The following is a 16,006-nucleotide window of genomic DNA, read 5'->3' as shown; positions in this document are numbered from 1 at the left end:
AAGGTTAAATCTCCTGTTGATTTGCCTCATTCATTCCTTGTAAAACCTCCAATTCAAGGGCCTTTGTGGCGACTTCTGCCAAGGCTGAATTGGAGATGTTTGGGAACTCATTGAGGATGTTTTGTTTTAGTTCGTCGAGGTTGTTTGCTTGTTTAGCAAACTCAAAAATCTGCTTAATTTCGGCGTCAGTTGCTTGGTCAAACTCGTCAAAAACAGAGATGTCAGCACCTTGTTCGTCACTCGAAAAGTCTTGCTTTGGTGCGCTAGCAATGCCTTGGCTGTCGTCTTTTATTTCTAACAGTTCTTCGCCTTTTTGTGGCTTTGGAATGCCCAATGTCTTGTAAACGTAGTCCTCTGAAACAGGCACCATTTTGGCTGATTCACGAATGACATTAACCGTTTCGAGGTTGATCTCTTTTTTATCTCGCCAGACATATTTAGGTGGCTCGCCGCCATCAAAATTCACTTTATGGATGGTTTCGAGTAATTGATTTCGATAGCCAGACACAAGCGCCCTATCGGCACGCTGGTTCTCACCTGCACGTTTAGCGTGTGTTTCACTAGCTGCACGGGCACCGGCTTTTTGCTCTGTAGCGAGCGTTTGTGATGTCAGAGCTTTACTCATTTCTGAGTTACATAGATTGATAAGCTGCAACTGGACTGGCTCACCTGACATTTTGCTTTCGATAATGTCTAAACTCGAATCATCAGGTATGACGGCAATACCTTCAGTTATTAACTTCGCTAAGCCTTCCAGCAGCTCACCAATTTTATCGTCTTGTGTGCCTATGGGATATTTACCAACGGGAAACGGCACACCAAAGCGCTCGCACAGCTGAACAAAAAACTTAAAGCCACCATGCTTAAACATCCAAGGCCAAAAGCAGCTACTTAAAAGCGCAATACCATAGGGGTTTTTGGCCTCGGGCATATGCCTAACACATGTCCAACGGTCTTCATTGATTGGCTCACCCTCTGGGTGCTCGCGGGTTTTAACAAGGAGCTCGTGATCTGAATTAAAAGCAAAGCGCCCCGCAGGCCATTGCTCAATAGTGCTGGGTATCCAAGCATTGTCACTTTTCTCAAACTTGCCCAAATGCGTGACCGCAAAGCCGTGTAAAATCGCGCTGTAGTTGTGCCAATCAATGTCCATCCACTGTGTATTTTTAGCTGGGTTTGCAGCCATCAAGCTTTTTGCATTCTCAAAGCTTTTCATGCTTGCGCTATCATCACCGCCTGGCACAAGTTCAGCATTAAATGCGAACATACCAGAGCGCAAACTACGCAATTCACCAATTACATGGGCATCACGGGCAATCTCGTCATATATCAGCGAGCTTTTACCAGCTTTGCGCAGTATTGGATCTGGATTGGGTAGTTCGCGCATCATGGCCCATAAAGCAGGGTCTGTTTTGCTCATGCTGAATGCTTTTTGTAATGCGCGATAGCCTTTGTATGAAAGGTGGGGTTTAGACATGATAGCCCCCTATTGATTTGGTCACTTTTTTGCTTCTTACCTTGGGAATACCACCCGCACCAGTACTGGCTACCATCCATAACAGCGTGAGTGCACAGCTTAAATCGTAATGGTGGCTGCTCTGTTTCTCGGGCCAGTTTTCTAACTCGTCCATAAGTAATCGTGTGCGCCGAGTATGAAAAAGAATCTGTGCAGGTTCGTTGATCACAAAGGGCTCTAACCCCTCGATGCGCTCTTCTTGTGGCACTGTGGCCGTAATACCTCTAAGTGGCAAAGCTACACCTTGGTCCAATGCATCTTTGATGTAGGTTTGGCGCATAAAATCAAAGGCGTTATTGTTTTCAAAGCCCCATACCAAACAGTTGTATTCAAGCTGCAGCTTTATTAAATCTTTCAAAAGGCGGCTGGGGCCGCGAACTTTGCGGCTTTCGTATTCTAGGTGCAATTGCCCTAACTCTTTGGCCCAAAAACCTACAAGCAAAGCACTTGGGTCGGCGCTGGCGGTTTTGCCCATGCTTGGGTCACATGCGCCATAGGGTGTCCACAGGTTTAAGCGGTTAATCCAAGTTTCAAACCGATAAAAGATCTGCTCTTCATCTGACTTGGCAATACCTTGCATCTCACGGTTAAACTCACGTTTGTTTGAGGCTCGCATAGCCATTAAATCATACAAACTACGCACACTCGGCCAACTGGTTTTTGCGCCTTTAGACATGTGCTTTTTATTCTTAATCCAAAATTTAAAGCTGGGCTTTTCTTCTAGGGCGACCGCTTTTCCTTTACTCGCTGCTTGTTTCTCAAATTGTTTGTCTTTGTACAGCATGAGCTCACGGCATTGCTCCCAAAGCTCCATGTTTTCAGGTAGCTGTGAAATAGCTTTAAAGCGGTGCACTATATGACCTGCGGCGTGCTCAGCTCTGGATATTGGGTCGTCATTGTTTAGAACGGTGTTTACACCAAGAAACTTAACCCCTTTACCTGGCGGACCAAGGTATTGCACGGCAGCCTCTAAAAATGCCCAGCGGTTGTCCCTTTCGGTTGCTGATTTGGCTTCTTTATCGGTGATGATGTCATCAGACAATAGTAACTTAGGGCGGCTTGCGCCGTGGAATGCGCCTCGAACTGATTGTTCCGACCCACGGCTTTCAAAACGCACACCTTGGGGGGTAGCAAACTCACCTATTTTCCATAGTGGTGACTTGGCGCAGACTTCTGGAAAGTCCAACATAAGGTTGCCATTATTCAGTAGCTCGGTTTTAACTACTTCAAGCGTTTTGGCAGGCATCTTTGCCTCTGCACCAAATAGAATGACAAAGTCGATGTAAATATTGGGCTTTGTCAGGCCCAGTTCTTCGCATACGGCTTCATCCTGTAGTAGCGCTAAAACCGCTATATATACGGGCGCGATTTTTACAGCTAAAGTTGATTTACCTTCACCACGCGGGGCAACAAACCAATGCTTCCAATAGTTGTTTAAGTCTATGGCCTTGGGAAACCAGTCCATAAAATACTGCTGGAACTCACTAGGCTTTTGACCTTCATCTAGCCACATATGATGAGGAAAATATGTATAAACAAAGAACTCAAAATCACCGCCTAGTACACGTTGTCTTCGCTCTAAAATCGCTTCTGGGCTTGGGTCAATATCGCGTTGCTTAGCTTCAATATCTATTCGTAGCGCAGCCGTAATCTGCTCTAGTTCTTCTAAAAACTCTTTGTTGCTAATATCAGCCATTAGTCGTCCAACATGCTACTAAGTTGAGGACCAAACGCGGTTAATATCTCGACTAATTGCTGCGCGTAATCAGGGTGATATTTAGATACAAAGCTTGCGAGTTTCTTAAGCACATCGGCGGCAACAGCACGCTTTTCAATAGACTTATTACCGCCGCTGAGCTTCATGATTTTTGAATATGTATCACTAAGTTGATTAAGGGCTTTAATACGGCCATCAATTGATAGCCCGTCGTCTTGTTTGATTAGCTCAAAGGTGGCGTTAGTTTGAATGGTAAACTCTTCAATAAAGTCTTGGGTAAATTCACCCGCGGGGCCTGTTGCTTTGCGTGCGGCTGCTCTGGCTAAGTCCCAATCATCACCCGCCGCTTTGGCCTCACTTTTCCAGCGCCTCGCTGTACTGTCTGCAACGGTGTGTTTAATCGCCGCAACCGATAAAGCTAAAAGCTCATTCACATAGCTGTGCCGCACCGCATTCTTTTTATCTTCTGGGTGCGCCATCAAGAGCCCCCACCGAGTTTTAACACTTCAGCAGCTATGGCTACGACTAACCCAGCGCCACCACCCATCGATGCAATTTTAATTCGGTTGTGTGTTACCTTGTCTTCTATTTTCTCAACACGTGTTTCAAGCTTATCTACACGGGCATTAAGGTCTGTTTTAATCTGCCTGACTTCATTCAAAATAGATGTTTGGGTTGCTTGAATTTGGCCGATAGACTGGAAAAGCTGATTCTCTTGTTCAGGCGTCATACCATTCCCCAGTCTTCATTTGCTCGGTTAACTGGTTAGCACGCTCGCCCACTTGTACAGCCCAGCGGCTATCGAACATTTCAATTGCAGCATTATCCCAATCACCTCGCTCAACGGCTGATATGGTTTTTTTAAAAGCTAACAAGCCATGAATGCCAAGATTAAAGGCCATATTGATAAGTACAGCTTTGCGGGCGGGGTTACATTTTGAGGTATCGATGTGCTTTTCTACTAGGGCAGTAAAATCGGCAATATCGTTGTTAAGTAGATAATTGATTTCGTCGTCAGTCAGCCCTCTTTTTTCAAGGTTCCTGCCAACGCCTATCGATTGGTAGCCACCTGGGCAAACATACACTTTATGCTCGTATCCTTCATGGTCAATCAGTTGTTGTTTTAGTTTTTCCATGCCTTTTCCACATGTGGTTGATCACATGGCTAGTCTGGCAAATTAGGAGTGGGAAATTAGGTGTAAAATGTTTTACGGTGCTTTGAAGTAAAGCCGATACATTAGGCTAAAGTAAAAATTTGGCAGCCGCAACCCTCGTTTTAGCTCCTTAACTAGCAATTTGCCCCTGTAGTCATGGAAACGAACAACTGGGTCAGTTAGTAAAACACCATGACCATAAAATGATGATATGTAGCAACGTGTTATTATTTATGGTAAAAATGGACCGATCAGTTAATTGACCCAACTAGTGGTAGAAAAACGACATATTGGGTCGATATTGAATTGCCATGTTTCAAGGAGGCTTAGGTGAAAATCGGATTACAGAGTAAAACTCAAGTTAAGAATGGCGTTATCCAATCATACTGGTTTGAAAACGAGAGTATTGGCTTACCTAAAACTCTTTTTCATAGAGTAACCCTTCCTCTTACAGAGTTTGATTCTGGTCTAGGTTATGATGAGCAGCCTACTAAAACTGAAATTATTTTAGATTGGTATAAATTGGACTTAAGCTCACCTTCAAGGTTAGATGGAATGAATTTGAGTCACTCAATTTATACAGATGCCGAAGGTTCGGTTTATATTGGTCGTGCTCATAACTGGTGTGATGTTAAGGAGTTAATTATCACGAAAAATGAAGACGGAAGTTTCAAGGTGTCTGGAACTATTTTCATTGAGTTTGATAATGAAGGTGTTGGTGAAAACGAAAGTTTTACATTTCAAACGTGTTGCGAGTACATTGAAACATAATAAACGCTTCAACCAAGGGACGCAAAACAGCGGGCTTGCGCTCCTTCGTAGCTAATTTTAGCCTGCTATTTTGCGTCGGTTTAGCGAGGCGTTAGTTATTAGTTCAGAGTTTGAATACATGGCACGTAAGAAGAAGTTAAATAATGGTTGGGAAATTCATGAGATTCTCGAGCCAGATACAAAGGTTCGGTACAACAAATACTTTCATAAAAGAAAAATTGCTCCCAGAATCGAATTGGATAGTAAGCTTTCACAGCAACTTGCAGCATATACTTTAATTGAAAAAGATCTTAGAAACGCTCTTATTTGGCTAGAAAAAATAGAAAAAATGGAGCCGGAACAAAGTGCGAGTGCAAGTGGTGTAGGTAGCGATCGAGACCACTTTAACTTAATTAAAGGGTTGTATGTCGCAGCACTTACAATATATGGTAAATGCTTTACATCATGTGAAGGACGGTTCTTGAGCCTTCCGAGAAAATTCCCAGATAAAGAATTTAGAAAATTTCATGACCAAATAATGCATATGCGACATAATTTTGCTGCTCATAGTGGGTCAGATAATTTTGAAGAAGTTAAAGTCGTTTTAGTCTTGTACCCTAATAAAAGATCAAATGCGAAACCGTTTATCTATCGGGAACTTATGCAGCCTGATTATTTGACTTCAACTGAAATAAGCTTCATCGATTTGGTTAAACATATACAATCTAAAGTTAATGACAAAATTAGAATTTTATCTGAAAAGATCTTTGAAGATGAAGTGAGACCTAAAGGTAAAGATTATTGGTATAAAATAGCTAGCAAACCAATTAAACGGACTTAAAAAAGTGGGCAGCTGCTATCGAACATTTTCGCCTTCACGAAAATAAAATCTGATAGGCCATATTCAAGAATCAAAGAAACCAGCCCCCACACCTAACAACGAAGGCTGATCACAAACCTACAACTTCAACTCCATCTGCTTATGCGCATCGCCAACTAAAATCGGTGCGCCATCGGCTTCGGAGGTCACTATTAAGTTGATCATTTGTCTGGTCAACTTATAGCGTCTTACTAAATTTTGGACTGAAGCGCCCTGCTTAAACTCCTGTCTTATCTTAATGTTTCTTAGCTGGATTAAAATCTTGTCCAACTTTGGTATTTGGTAAGTACTGCCCGCATGGTTAGATAACGCCCTTGCCATATCAACGCTAAACCGCTTACAAAATTCGTGGTTAGGCGTTGGCGTATCGGGAATAAAAAACAAGTTGCCCTGCTCTTCACTTAAGGCTTTTACTGCATCATCCAGCCCCATAGTTACTACAAATAATCTAAGCCCATGTGGTAGCAAAGACACATCTAACTCATGCTCAGCCATCGTCTAATTCCTCAAGAAGCGACTCAATGCTGAACTCATTTGATGCGGCCTGCATTTCTCTTGTTTCATCCCATTTGGTCCTAAGCTTACCAATACGCTTAATACTTGGCGGTAAGTTGTCGTATTGCGCTTCTTCAAAAAGCGGCCTGTCTGGGTTGATAACAATTGATTCGCCTTTAGGCATGATTCGTCTCCTTACGATTTAACCACTGTTTTAATATCTCAGTCACTGCTTGCCAGTGACCTTCGGCATTATATAGGCGCTTACCGTCACAAAACTTCTCACAAAAGGCATCACATGCTTGTTTTGAGTCTTGTTTCACTTTTCCTGCACGGGCCAGCTGGCCCCAAAGGCTATAAATCAGCTTAAGTTGCTTTGGCAATTCTTGCTTAGGAACCATCTGCTGATAGCGCTTGAGCAGCGCGCGTTGCTGGTTTTGAGTCAGCCCAGTACAGCTATTGGTTAGCCCGCCACTAATTTGCTTCACGTTTTTCACATGGCATACCTGATCAATGCCTGCCGCCTGTTGCGCAGTTTTTATTGCTTTAATCATCGGGTTCATGCTGCTTTCTCCACACGTTCTACTCGGTGCTCTGGAAATACTGCAAACTCTTCTAGTTCAAAGTCCCAGGGTTTGGTGTCATCAATGCATAAAGTCGCTATGTGCCCAAAACGGTTGGTAAATTCCTTGGTAAAACTTACCTCTAAATTAACCTTGGCTATCTGCTTGCACTCGTATAACCTTTGCCCTAGGAAAATACAAAACGCCGCTGGTACATTGCCGTTTACGCCATCTAAAATGGTCCCGCTTGGGTCCACTGTGGCCAAAACACTCAGCATGTGTTGGTCGGTAAGCGTGTCGTTTAATACAAAATGACCGCCAAAGGTATGGTGATATATCTTTACTCTTAACATGGTGTTTTCCTTAATTAATGAGCCCAGTTGCAGCTAGGCTCGTTGTTTTATACAGCTTGTTGATTCAGAACATTGGCGAAGATTGAGTTCACCAAGAGCTTGTCTAACTTTTTGTTTGGGTTTTTCCGGCTGTGACTCAGGATATGAGGGAGCAGGTTTTCGACTAGGAGCCTCGAATTTCCCTCTACCCTTTTATGCAACCATTGCCACCATTGGTCATCGTTCGACTCAAGCGGCACAGTGCCTTGGGTTAATTCATTGAATAGGTTTTTGATGTCTTCTACAGGTACTTCACCAATGGGTTTTGGCCAAAAGCACACACGAGACGAAATTAACTCGTAACGCTCATTGGTTTGCAGTTTGTCTACCAGCTGAATATTGCCAATCAAACACACCCCAACCTTTGCAGCATCCGAAATGGTTCTAAGCGGGTCTAACGCATTAGGCTTACATTTGTCGGCTTCATCTAACAATATGATGCGCTCTGTGTTCTCAATCGTTCTAACAATGTTCTCGATATTTTTAGAAACACTCTGTTTTCTTGGCAAACCTAAAGAGACACACAGTGACTCAATCACTTGTTTACTGGTCGTTTGCTCACTGCCCACAATCAAAATGGCTTGTGAGTTTTCTTCGCAGTAGCGCTCCAGCCCTTTGCTTTTACCTATGCCAGCTTGGCCAGCAACCACCGCAAAGCGCCGCCTTGCTCTTGCGTGTTCGCACGCCATGCTAATCATCTTTGCAACACTGGTTGGGACAAAAGGCACTTCGCCGTATCGAATAGTAATAACGGGTCTGTCGTCATTCGCATTGTCGTCTGCCGCATCGGTCCCAGCAGGCGCGACTATGGCGTATATGTCATGTAAGTACTTAGTTGGGCTTGCTGCATACTTGCCAGAGAGCAACTGACTAATGGTCGAGGCCGACTTATTAATCTTTTTGGCAATATAAGTGCTGTTTACTCCTTGGTTTACGATGTCTTCATCGGTCATGCGCTTTTTAATACGCGCTACAAGTAACTTGTCATTGGCGTTGTAGCAATCCGAAAAGCCGCTCTCAGCGCTAAATTCTTTGGGGTCAAAGTCGCCAAAAAAGTGCGCCCACAAAACACTCAATAGCTTTTTTGGGTTAATGGGTGACTTGCCAGTAAGTACTGCGTTTACTTGGTTTAAGTCATAGCCCAAGCAATAGTCCTCAGGGCCAAGGGCGTAAAAATCAATCTCTTGGTTTATCAGCTTTACTTGAATTTGTTGCTCGTCGCTGTAATGGCTAGTGAATTTACTCATGAAGGTCTCCTAAATCTATTTGGTAATTGGCCTGAGCGGCTTCAAAGTTTTCAACCTCAAAGTCAGAGAGGTCCATGTTTAATACTTCAGGTTCAATTTCAGGAATGGCGTCAACGTCTGCGGCCAGTTCTTCAACGGCGTCTACGTCAATCACACGTTTTTGATCGGCTCTTGCACGCTTTTCAGAAAGCTGGTTTTGAATACGCTTTTCTTGGCCTTGCAGTCGCTTAAGGTCGGCTTCTTCAATTCGGCTTGTTGGCAATGCCTCAACCTTGTTTTTAATGCGGCAATTCATAATGAATTCGCCAGTTTGCTCATACAGCACAAGGTAGGTGTCGTCGTGCAAGTCATAACCTGCAACCAGCTCTTTACCGTTAAATTGAAATAGGTAGTCAGCGGTATAAACGCGTTTGTGTAGTTTGATTTGGCCACGGGCCACTTTAACTTTGGTTCTTGGCAAGACCACAAAGTCGGCTATTGCTGGCTGCTCTTGAATGAGCCCTTCTTCCCATACTTGCATGCGGGTTTTGCCCTTAATTTCAGGGTGTGGGCTATTGTGGTAGTGCTCTAAAAACGCTTTAAATTCGGCAATCCATTGGTCTAAAGATGGCAGCTCGCGATTGCCTTTTTTAACATCGTTAAGCAGTTTTAGCTTTTCGCGCTCGTTGTGGTCTGGGCCGCAGTAGCTTTCAAAGCGTTTACCCACGTGCTCTTCCATATGTTTAAAAAAGCGTTCTATCCACTTTGCGCGCGCATTACCTGGTATGGCAAAAATGACCTCAATATCAAACTGTGCATACATGCCACAGCACTTGTCAGACATCATTTTAGACTTATAACCACTGCCGTTATCTACATACAACATGCTAGGAATGTGCTGATGGGTTTGAATCGCGCGGGTTAGCGCCGTCATGGTGGCAATGGCGTTTTCTGACTCGCTAATCTCCCACCCCACAATGCAGCGGCTCGCCACATCTTGAAACGCGGTTAACTCAAAGCGCCATGCTTTACCTGTTTTTGGATGTGCCACATACACATCTACTTGGTGGCCGTCGCCGTTATAAATAAAGCCAGGAGCAATATGCTCAGTGGATCGAATAATAAAGTCTTTGTGCTTTTCGCGGTAAAGCTTTGCACCCATACGGTAAGGGCTTTGCGGGCCAAGTTCGTGCGGCATACTATTTATAAAGCGCCTGACTTGGCTTGCCGTTGCATCAAAACCGAGCTTTTTTAAGTCTTCGGCAACCAGTGCAAAACTGGGCGAGTTTATACAGTGGTAAAGTTCTAACGCTTTTGCTGCCCATTTAGGTTGCGCTGGCATGCGGCCTTTGTGCTTGGGTAGCAAACCCTCAACACCTTCAAGCTTATACGCATTAACCCAGTTAAAGGCCGTTGCACGTGTTGGTACTTTGCCAAGGTCAGTCACAGCTTGATGTATGGCAGGTGTTACCAGCCCACTATTTATTGACTCAATCAGTGCTGTTCTTGCTTTATCAACACTTAAGCCACTTGAGAGCATATGTTTTACCAGTGCGGTTCGGTTTTGTGCTGTTTTGCGTGCTTTGTCGCTGGCCTCTGACCATGCACTTTGGCTCACAATTGCTGGTAAGTTGTTAAATCTAATCACAGCAGGATGCATTACTTAATCTCCTTGCTTTGCTTGTTGAGTAAAAACTGTTCGAGCAGCCGGTTACGCTCTGTTTCTACGTATTGCCACTCAGCTTTGGTAAATTTCGGTAGGTGCTCTATGCCTTCAATATGCCCAGCAAACTCGCCACTTAAACGCTCAAGCGCGGTGCCAATTTGGGTGTAAATTGCAGCCCATGTGTGATGCAGTACTTGTGCAGCACTCACGCGCGAATCAAAGTCCAATTGGCGGTTATTACACAATTGCGTGATCTGCGTAATGGTGTTTACGAGCGCTTCGTTTAATAGCTCTGTGTTACAAATGGCGTCTTTGCGTATCTCACTAATAAACACATGCATGTCAAAACGTACTTGTGGCACCTTGCGCAGCTTTTCATGCTGTAAGTCATTAATGGCTTGAGCAGCTGCTATTTGTAGGTCGTCACGCTCTTTCATCAAATTAGCGACTTGCTGTTTAATGGCGTTACTAGAGGTCTCGGCTAGTACTTCATAGTCTTCGTCGTCTAGTTCTTTTAGCGTTTCGATCGGAACTTTAGTCAGCTCAGTGAGCTGTTTTTGACTGAAATTTAAAAGCGACACGGTGTCGCATTGCGTTTTGGCAATGCTTGAAGCATTTTGGCGACTGCCATAGCTCTTTGGGCCGTACGCTTATGGATCTTTCGCTCATTTAAAAGTGAGTAAAACATTCCATGTTCTGTCTCGGATTTCACTTGAAGCAATATAAAACCCATCTCGGCCGCATCGCAGAACTGACGATTTGCTAAATGAACAACTCTGTCCATACACTCTTCAATAGTGTTTGGCATCACAATATTTAGCGGAGAATCAATTTGAGCAATCTGATGATTGACCTCATCTTGAGACTCGTCATTTACTAACTCAGCCAGTTCTTGGTTACGCATAAAAACTCCGGATTTCAGGTAGATCTTGGTCTTTGATAGGCATGGTTTTAAGCTCCGAAATTAGGTTTTTATTTTGACTTCTTCGAGAATGGATTCGCGCTTATCTTTCAGTTCGCGCATTTGCACCTCACACTCTGAGGCTTCTTGCAGTTTTTTGGCACGTTCGTCTGAAGCGCTATACATCAGTGGCATGAGCAGTACATTGGCAGGCTCTACACTTTTAATCGCCCAACATAAAGCTGGTAGGTACTGTATAGGCATCGATGCAGGTTGGCTTGGTGCAAACCACTTATTAAGCTTTCCTTCGTCAACCTCTACTACTTCTACTTTTAAAGCTTCATTCATGCGCCGCGCCAAGCCTTGACGAGTAAAACCACACCTACGCATACATGCATTCACGCACTGGCTAAAGTGGTGGAGAATTTCGCAATCAGGCGGTATCTCACTATCTAAAATGTTGATGGGATCTTGGTTCTCAGACATGGTAAAAATCTCCTTAAATTAACCTAGACTTGGTAGTTCTATAGGTTCATGCTTGGGCTTGGCACTGGCTTACCAGCTTGAAGAGCTTCAACAATTTGATTGCGTCTTTGAGTGCGGTCTTTAGGTCCACGTTTTTTGGTATGGGAGTAGTCCTCTCCAAATACATGTTCTAAAGGTTTCCCCAAAGATAAAGATATTGCCTTCGCGATATGCATAGATGTAGCACTGCCTCTTGCCACGTTAGATACGTGACTAGGAGTAACATCAACTGCTTTTGCTATATCAGAGAATTGAATATCTTTGGCAATAAGCTCTTTCTTGATGGCTTCAAATGTCATTTTTTTCTTTGTCATGATAGATTTACCTTATAGTGTGTTTTGTTTCGCTAAATATTATATACGTTTGTTTTTTTATCAAGCTAGTGGTAAATAAATCAGATGTCAATATTCAAGCAAAACTTTTATCGTTAAATAAAAAAGATATTGACTGTTAAATATGATAGACGATAGTATCGATTTGGAAATTGAAGAAGTTGTAGATCGACTTCAAAAAAGATTTGCTGTTAAAAGCGATAGAGCTTTATCAATGAAGCTTGGGCTTTCACATAGCGTAATTGCAATGGCTAAGAAAAAGCGTTCTTTGCCTTACGCAGCGATTGTGAGCATGTGTAAGAAAGAAAAAATTTCCTTGGATGAGGTGTTTGGCATTGAAGTAGACCAAGCATCTGGCAGTAGCTCTACGGAAGAAAAAGAACCAACAAAGAGTGAAGAAGTAAGCAGAAATAGTGCTGAAGATGCGCTAGCTGCAATCGCGCTTGTTGAACAGATAATAGATGATTTACTTTACCCTAAAAACTTGGATGCAGAGCGTGAACTTCTGATCCGTAAAAAGTTAAGGCCAATGTTAATCGAAAAAACATTTGAGCATAACTTTAACGAAGTCATGGTTAAAACCATTGCGGAAGGAGCGCTCTATATGGCCTTTTAAAGGATAGATTATGATTAAAACAAAACTTGCCACAGCAATGCTCGCGTTTGGATTGCTGTCTGCCACCTCTCTCGCTCTAGAACCGTTACCAGACAGAGCTCGTGTACAGCATATGAATACCGATTTGTTACTACCAGATGGCAGCACACTCAATGTGGATGTGTCGTTTGATTGTGGTAGCGACTACCAAAACACCGCAGTTATGGTAATGAGCGACTCTGGCGCTAAGTTAATTGCTGCTGCATACACCCACCTTTACGGCGAAGCCGCTGGCCAAGCGGTTATGGATACCTGGCAAACTAAGCAAAATGCCTCGGACCCACGCAAACCAACTTACCTATTTATCCTCGCTCCACGAGAGCAAGACATCAATTGGAAACCAAATAAAGCGAATAAACTTAACAATTTATTATCACGTGTTAGTATAAGTGAAACAAATAGTTTGGACCAAGCATCAGAAACTAAACCGCAAATACCTGTAGTATTGGCTGGTTGTGGTGTAAGAAACCATAATTCTCAACAGGTTCAATAACGCATTTATGGGGTGAAGGTTCACCCCTTAGCAGGAAGGAATTCTTAGCGATGTTACCAGCAAGGACAATAATTGCAGCGCTAGCAATGCAAAGTGGCTTAGCCTGCGCGTTGGATTTAGAGCATTTAAGCAGCGTAGCTCAAGACAGCAAAAACTTTATTTACTTTCCATCTCATAAAGGGTTGTTGAGATACGATGGTCAGCATATTTTAAACTTAAGTGAATTTTCAGATTTACCTAAAGGGCTGGCTAATGACATTGAGATCAGCAAAACCGACGTAGCCTATGTTTTATATACATCTGGGCAGGTTTGGTCGATTGATCTTAAAACGCTTAACTCTGAAAAGTTTGCAGAAACGACTGCGACTAACATCGAGATCACCAAAGACTCATTATTTGCGCAAGAACGTAATCGAATCACTGAGTACGACTTAGTGACAGGCACGTTTTCGGTTAGGTTGTCTGGTAAAGAGCATATCCTTGATATTGATACCGGATACGAAAGTGTATATGCATTAGCCAATGATGGCTTGTACCACATAAAACGAGTAGACGCTGAAAACGTAGTACCAAAGCAAGTAAATAAAGGTAACTTAGAAGTCACCCCACACGGTGCCGTTTACTTTGCTAATGATCACCTAGGGTATTATTCACACCTTCAAGACACTACCCTAGTAAACGATAAGATTTCTAACGCGAGTAATTTAACTTACGTTCCCCCTTATTTTGTTTACTACACAGACCGAGACACAGTAAACGAAGTAGCGCTTTCTACGTTAGAAAAAACCAGATCAGACATTAGCTCAACGAGTAAATCTTACCTTTCACTTTTTGCTGATAAGAGCCAACAACTTTGGGGTTTAAACATCAATGAATTTGGGGTTGTTGAAGGTAGCAGCCGTACCACACCATTGAGGCTTGGCTCTGCTTACAACCTAATTGAGCGTGTGGGCAAAAGTTGGTGGATTGGCAGTACGAAAGGCATTTATGTAGATGAAGAGCCTGTAACTTGGGTAAATGATGCGATTGGCCATGGTAAAGAGTTTGAAGTTACCGCGTTTTCTTACTTTGCAGGAAAGTTGATTGTATCTACTAGTATTGGCTCGTTTGCTGTATCTCCAGAGCTTAAAACGGTAGACAAGATATATGCTGGCTACGTTTTAAATTCATCCGTGATTGATGAAAAGCTCTATTTGGCGACTAATGATGACGCAATTGTTGGTCTCAACGCGAAGCTTGAGTATGAAGATTTTAATGCCATCAACTCTGTTTTGATCAGTGAAGAAGTCCTAAACGTGACCCAAATTGGTAGCGATATTTACATTAGTACTGCCGCAGGCCTGGATAAAGTTGTAGGCAAAAATGGGGTTTCTCAGTTGTACCAGGGCAACCATAAAGTCACCGATGCAGCAGAGTTAAACGACCAATTGTATATGTCTACATATGGTGATGGGCTGTTAGTTAGAAACAACAATGAATGGACTAAGATCCCCTCTCCTTCGCATATTCGAGAAATAGTCGAAGCAAGAGACAAGCTGTACTTATTAACCAACAACGGAATACATGTGTTTAGTAGTGAATACAACGCTACAAGGCTTATTAGAGAAACGCAAAACCACTCCTTTATTGTTGGCAGCTTACGAATTGTTGATGACCAGTTTATCGCGATTAGCGACAAAGCGTTTATAGAATTAACCGAAACACAGTTTCACGAATTAGCGCCACCGGTAGTGAGCTTTATACAAACGCCAAGTGGCATTCATTTTAAAGATGATGCGCTCGAAATTGAAAATCGCGAATGGATGGTTGTGTCTGTTTCAAACCTTCAGTACGCAAACAATGAAGGAGTGTACTTTGAGTATCAATTTAATGGCAGTGAGTGGCGTCCTATTAATAGCGCCGAGCTGCACTTAAACGGCCTAAAGCCAAATAGCTACCAAATTCAATTCCGCCAAGTACTCGGTAACACAGTAAGCGAACCAACAACATATGAGTTTAAGGTGCGCTCTGAGTGGTATAACTCACCAAAGGCAATCAGTGTTTACTTTGCAATTGCGGTGTTTGTGGTGGCAGCGATAGCGTTTTATACCTACTTTTGGATTCAATCATTCAGAAGAGTTTACCGCCAGAATGAATACAAGCGCCAAAGTAGTAACGTTGGCCAAGTAGCCCTGTTAAACGAACAAGCTAAAGTACTTATTAGCTCCGGTGACGACACTATGTTTACTGAGGGCTTAGTTAAGCTAGATAAAATATCTGAGCTGGTAGCGCCCATAGTTAATAACGGCCCTTATCTTGGCGAGCAAAGGTTACTTGCTGGCTTAGACTTACTTCAAATGCAGTCTAGCTTGCAGGCAAAAATTAAAGTTAACTTTGAAACAGTAATCGGTAACGTAAAGCTAGAGCCGCAGCTAGAGCGCGACATTTACGCTGTTGTTTATCACGGACTTCATAACGCTGTGCATCACTCAGAAGGCGCTGAGGTTAACGTATTCGTGCACAAGCTTAGATCTAAAATTCACGTAAACATTGAAGACGACGGCATTGGCATACCGCTACGTTCTCGCCTCCACTTCGGCGAAGGCCTATACAAAATGAGCGATGTAGCCAAGTCATACAAAACCAAGTTTAAGCTTAAGTCGTCGCGCAAAGGTACTAAGATTCAGGTCGTCTTCCCGCTCATTGAAAGAGATAGAAAGAGTAAGGAAGATATTGAGAGAGAGATTAGGGAAAGGATGTAG

The 16,006-nt window shown here is 43.1% G+C and carries 20 protein-coding genes; 5 read left to right on the top strand and 15 right to left on the bottom strand.

Annotated elements, in window-relative coordinates; translation table 11 throughout:
• Positions 1–4 precede the first annotated feature (4 nt).
• Genes A7985_RS09120 through A7985_RS09100 form a run of 5 tightly spaced genes read right to left on the bottom strand, consistent with a single transcriptional unit; the run spans position 5 to position 4,369 of the window.
• Entirely contained in the window at positions 5–1,477 is a 1,473-nt protein-coding gene (locus A7985_RS09120; protein ID WP_065790165.1) for a phage portal protein family protein, read from the bottom strand.
• Complete coding sequence (locus A7985_RS09115) at positions 1,470–3,212, bottom strand: hypothetical protein (protein WP_065790164.1); 1,743 nt, start codon at positions 3,210–3,212, stop codon at positions 1,470–1,472. Before A7985_RS09115 ends, A7985_RS09120 begins: the two co-directional genes overlap by 8 nt.
• Positions 3,212–3,712, bottom strand: coding sequence for a DUF1804 family protein (locus tag A7985_RS09110; RefSeq protein WP_065790163.1), 501 nt, complete (start codon positions 3,710–3,712; stop codon positions 3,212–3,214). Before A7985_RS09110 ends, A7985_RS09115 begins: the two co-directional genes overlap by 1 nt.
• On the bottom strand, positions 3,712–3,963 hold the full coding sequence (locus tag A7985_RS09105; RefSeq protein WP_065790162.1) for a hypothetical protein: 252 nt from the start codon (positions 3,961–3,963) through the stop codon (positions 3,712–3,714). The genes A7985_RS09110 and A7985_RS09105 overlap by 1 nt, the downstream gene beginning before the upstream one ends.
• Positions 3,953–4,369: a glycoside hydrolase family protein gene (locus A7985_RS09100; RefSeq protein WP_065790161.1), complete on the bottom strand. Its 417-nt coding sequence runs from the start codon at positions 4,367–4,369 to the stop codon at positions 3,953–3,955. Before A7985_RS09100 ends, A7985_RS09105 begins: the two co-directional genes overlap by 11 nt.
• Positions 4,370–4,717: 348 nt before the next feature.
• Here A7985_RS09100 and A7985_RS09095 point away from each other — a divergent pair, with 348 nt between their 5' ends.
• Together A7985_RS09095 and A7985_RS09090 are read left to right on the top strand one after the other, a co-directional pair.
• Positions 4,718–5,158: a hypothetical protein gene (locus tag A7985_RS09095; RefSeq protein WP_065790160.1), complete on the top strand. Its 441-nt coding sequence runs from the start codon at positions 4,718–4,720 to the stop codon at positions 5,156–5,158.
• Between the two features lie 118 nt (positions 5,159–5,276).
• Positions 5,277–5,978 carry a hypothetical protein gene (locus tag A7985_RS09090; RefSeq protein WP_065790159.1) on the top strand — a complete coding sequence of 234 codons (702 nt, stop codon included), beginning with the start codon at positions 5,277–5,279 and terminating at the stop codon, positions 5,976–5,978.
• A gap of 117 nt (positions 5,979–6,095) precedes the next feature.
• On the opposite strand, the gene A7985_RS09085 is transcribed toward A7985_RS09090, so the two are convergent.
• Genes A7985_RS09085 through A7985_RS09040 form a run of 10 tightly spaced genes read right to left on the bottom strand, consistent with a single transcriptional unit; the run spans position 6,096 to position 12,099 of the window.
• Positions 6,096–6,512: a Mor transcription activator family protein gene (locus tag A7985_RS09085; protein WP_063373733.1), complete on the bottom strand. Its 417-nt coding sequence runs from the start codon at positions 6,510–6,512 to the stop codon at positions 6,096–6,098.
• Positions 6,505–6,696, bottom strand: a complete 192-nt coding sequence (locus tag A7985_RS09080; protein ID WP_063365122.1) for a hypothetical protein — start codon at positions 6,694–6,696, stop codon at positions 6,505–6,507. The genes A7985_RS09085 and A7985_RS09080 overlap by 8 nt, the downstream gene beginning before the upstream one ends.
• Positions 6,689–7,075, bottom strand: a complete 387-nt coding sequence (locus tag A7985_RS09075; RefSeq protein WP_065790158.1) for a phage protein GemA/Gp16 family protein — start codon at positions 7,073–7,075, stop codon at positions 6,689–6,691. Before A7985_RS09075 ends, A7985_RS09080 begins: the two co-directional genes overlap by 8 nt.
• Positions 7,072–7,428 (bottom strand): hypothetical protein, encoded by a 357-nt coding sequence (locus A7985_RS09070; protein WP_065790157.1) that lies wholly within the window; start codon positions 7,426–7,428, stop codon positions 7,072–7,074. Before A7985_RS09070 ends, A7985_RS09075 begins: the two co-directional genes overlap by 4 nt.
• 47 nt (positions 7,429–7,475) lie before the next feature.
• Positions 7,476–8,714 (bottom strand): AAA family ATPase, encoded by a 1,239-nt coding sequence (locus tag A7985_RS09065; protein ID WP_065790156.1) that lies wholly within the window; start codon positions 8,712–8,714, stop codon positions 7,476–7,478.
• Positions 8,707–10,353, bottom strand: coding sequence for a Mu transposase C-terminal domain-containing protein (locus A7985_RS09060; protein WP_065790155.1), 1,647 nt, complete (start codon positions 10,351–10,353; stop codon positions 8,707–8,709). The genes A7985_RS09065 and A7985_RS09060 overlap by 8 nt, the downstream gene beginning before the upstream one ends.
• Positions 10,353–10,940 (bottom strand): hypothetical protein, encoded by a 588-nt coding sequence (locus A7985_RS09055; RefSeq protein ID WP_065790154.1) that lies wholly within the window; start codon positions 10,938–10,940, stop codon positions 10,353–10,355. The genes A7985_RS09060 and A7985_RS09055 overlap by 1 nt, the downstream gene beginning before the upstream one ends.
• Positions 10,928–11,263: a hypothetical protein gene (locus A7985_RS09050; protein WP_065790153.1), complete on the bottom strand. Its 336-nt coding sequence runs from the start codon at positions 11,261–11,263 to the stop codon at positions 10,928–10,930. The genes A7985_RS09055 and A7985_RS09050 overlap by 13 nt, the downstream gene beginning before the upstream one ends.
• A gap of 60 nt (positions 11,264–11,323) precedes the next feature.
• A complete protein-coding gene (locus A7985_RS09045) occupies positions 11,324–11,746 on the bottom strand; it encodes a hypothetical protein (RefSeq protein ID WP_065790152.1) in 423 nt (140 codons plus the stop codon).
• Between the two features lie 38 nt (positions 11,747–11,784).
• Positions 11,785–12,099 carry a helix-turn-helix domain-containing protein gene (locus tag A7985_RS09040; RefSeq protein ID WP_065790151.1) on the bottom strand — a complete coding sequence of 105 codons (315 nt, stop codon included), beginning with the start codon at positions 12,097–12,099 and terminating at the stop codon, positions 11,785–11,787.
• Positions 12,100–12,241: 142 nt separating this feature from the next.
• Here A7985_RS09040 and A7985_RS09035 point away from each other — a divergent pair, with 142 nt between their 5' ends.
• From A7985_RS09035 to A7985_RS09025, 3 genes are read left to right on the top strand one after another with little or no spacing between them, the layout of a single operon-like run.
• Positions 12,242–12,733, top strand: a complete 492-nt coding sequence (locus A7985_RS09035) for a helix-turn-helix domain-containing protein (RefSeq protein ID WP_065790150.1) — start codon at positions 12,242–12,244, stop codon at positions 12,731–12,733.
• A 10-nt stretch (positions 12,734–12,743) separates the two neighbouring features.
• Complete coding sequence (locus A7985_RS09030; protein WP_065790149.1) at positions 12,744–13,265, top strand: hypothetical protein; 522 nt, start codon at positions 12,744–12,746, stop codon at positions 13,263–13,265.
• A 50-nt stretch (positions 13,266–13,315) separates the two neighbouring features.
• Entirely contained in the window at positions 13,316–16,006 is a 2,691-nt protein-coding gene (locus A7985_RS09025) for a sensor histidine kinase (RefSeq protein WP_065790148.1), read from the top strand.

Origin of the sequence: Pseudoalteromonas luteoviolacea, from assembly GCF_001696455.1 — a bacterium.
GTDB lineage: Bacteria > Pseudomonadota > Gammaproteobacteria > Enterobacterales > Alteromonadaceae > Pseudoalteromonas > Pseudoalteromonas luteoviolacea_C.
Note: the sequence above shows the minus strand (reverse complement) of the source record. Positions and strands in the feature narration are given on the sequence as shown.

Excerpts from the sequence above, each read along its gene's own strand:
- A7985_RS09075 (WP_065790158.1), bottom strand. The coding sequence starts at position 7,075 with ATGAACCCGATGATTAAAGCAATAAAAACTGCGCAACAGGCGGCAGGC.
- A7985_RS09070 (WP_065790157.1), bottom strand. The coding sequence starts at position 7,428 with ATGTTAAGAGTAAAGATATATCACCATACCTTTGGCGGTCATTTTGTA.
- A7985_RS09030 (WP_065790149.1), top strand. The coding sequence starts at position 12,744 with ATGATTAAAACAAAACTTGCCACAGCAATGCTCGCGTTTGGATTGCTG.
- A7985_RS09065 (WP_065790156.1), bottom strand. The coding sequence starts at position 8,714 with ATGAGTAAATTCACTAGCCATTACAGCGACGAGCAACAAATTCAAGTA.
- A7985_RS09045 (WP_065790152.1), bottom strand. The coding sequence starts at position 11,746 with ATGTCTGAGAACCAAGATCCCATCAACATTTTAGATAGTGAGATACCG.
- A7985_RS09115 (WP_065790164.1), bottom strand. The coding sequence starts at position 3,212 with ATGGCTGATATTAGCAACAAAGAGTTTTTAGAAGAACTAGAGCAGATT.
- A7985_RS09090 (WP_065790159.1), top strand. The coding sequence starts at position 5,277 with ATGGCACGTAAGAAGAAGTTAAATAATGGTTGGGAAATTCATGAGATT.
- A7985_RS09025 (WP_065790148.1), top strand. The coding sequence starts at position 13,316 with ATGTTACCAGCAAGGACAATAATTGCAGCGCTAGCAATGCAAAGTGGC.
- A7985_RS09110 (WP_065790163.1), bottom strand. The coding sequence starts at position 3,712 with ATGGCGCACCCAGAAGATAAAAAGAATGCGGTGCGGCACAGCTATGTG.
- A7985_RS09050 (WP_065790153.1), bottom strand. The coding sequence starts at position 11,263 with ATGCGTAACCAAGAACTGGCTGAGTTAGTAAATGACGAGTCTCAAGAT.
- A7985_RS09100 (WP_065790161.1), bottom strand. The coding sequence starts at position 4,369 with ATGGAAAAACTAAAACAACAACTGATTGACCATGAAGGATACGAGCAT.
- A7985_RS09035 (WP_065790150.1), top strand. The coding sequence starts at position 12,242 with ATGATAGACGATAGTATCGATTTGGAAATTGAAGAAGTTGTAGATCGA.
- A7985_RS09040 (WP_065790151.1), bottom strand. The coding sequence starts at position 12,099 with ATGACAAAGAAAAAAATGACATTTGAAGCCATCAAGAAAGAGCTTATT.
- A7985_RS09085 (WP_063373733.1), bottom strand. The coding sequence starts at position 6,512 with ATGGCTGAGCATGAGTTAGATGTGTCTTTGCTACCACATGGGCTTAGA.
- A7985_RS09105 (WP_065790162.1), bottom strand. The coding sequence starts at position 3,963 with ATGACGCCTGAACAAGAGAATCAGCTTTTCCAGTCTATCGGCCAAATT.
- A7985_RS09080 (WP_063365122.1), bottom strand. The coding sequence starts at position 6,696 with ATGCCTAAAGGCGAATCAATTGTTATCAACCCAGACAGGCCGCTTTTT.
- A7985_RS09060 (WP_065790155.1), bottom strand. The coding sequence starts at position 10,353 with ATGCATCCTGCTGTGATTAGATTTAACAACTTACCAGCAATTGTGAGC.
- A7985_RS09120 (WP_065790165.1), bottom strand. The coding sequence starts at position 1,477 with ATGTCTAAACCCCACCTTTCATACAAAGGCTATCGCGCATTACAAAAA.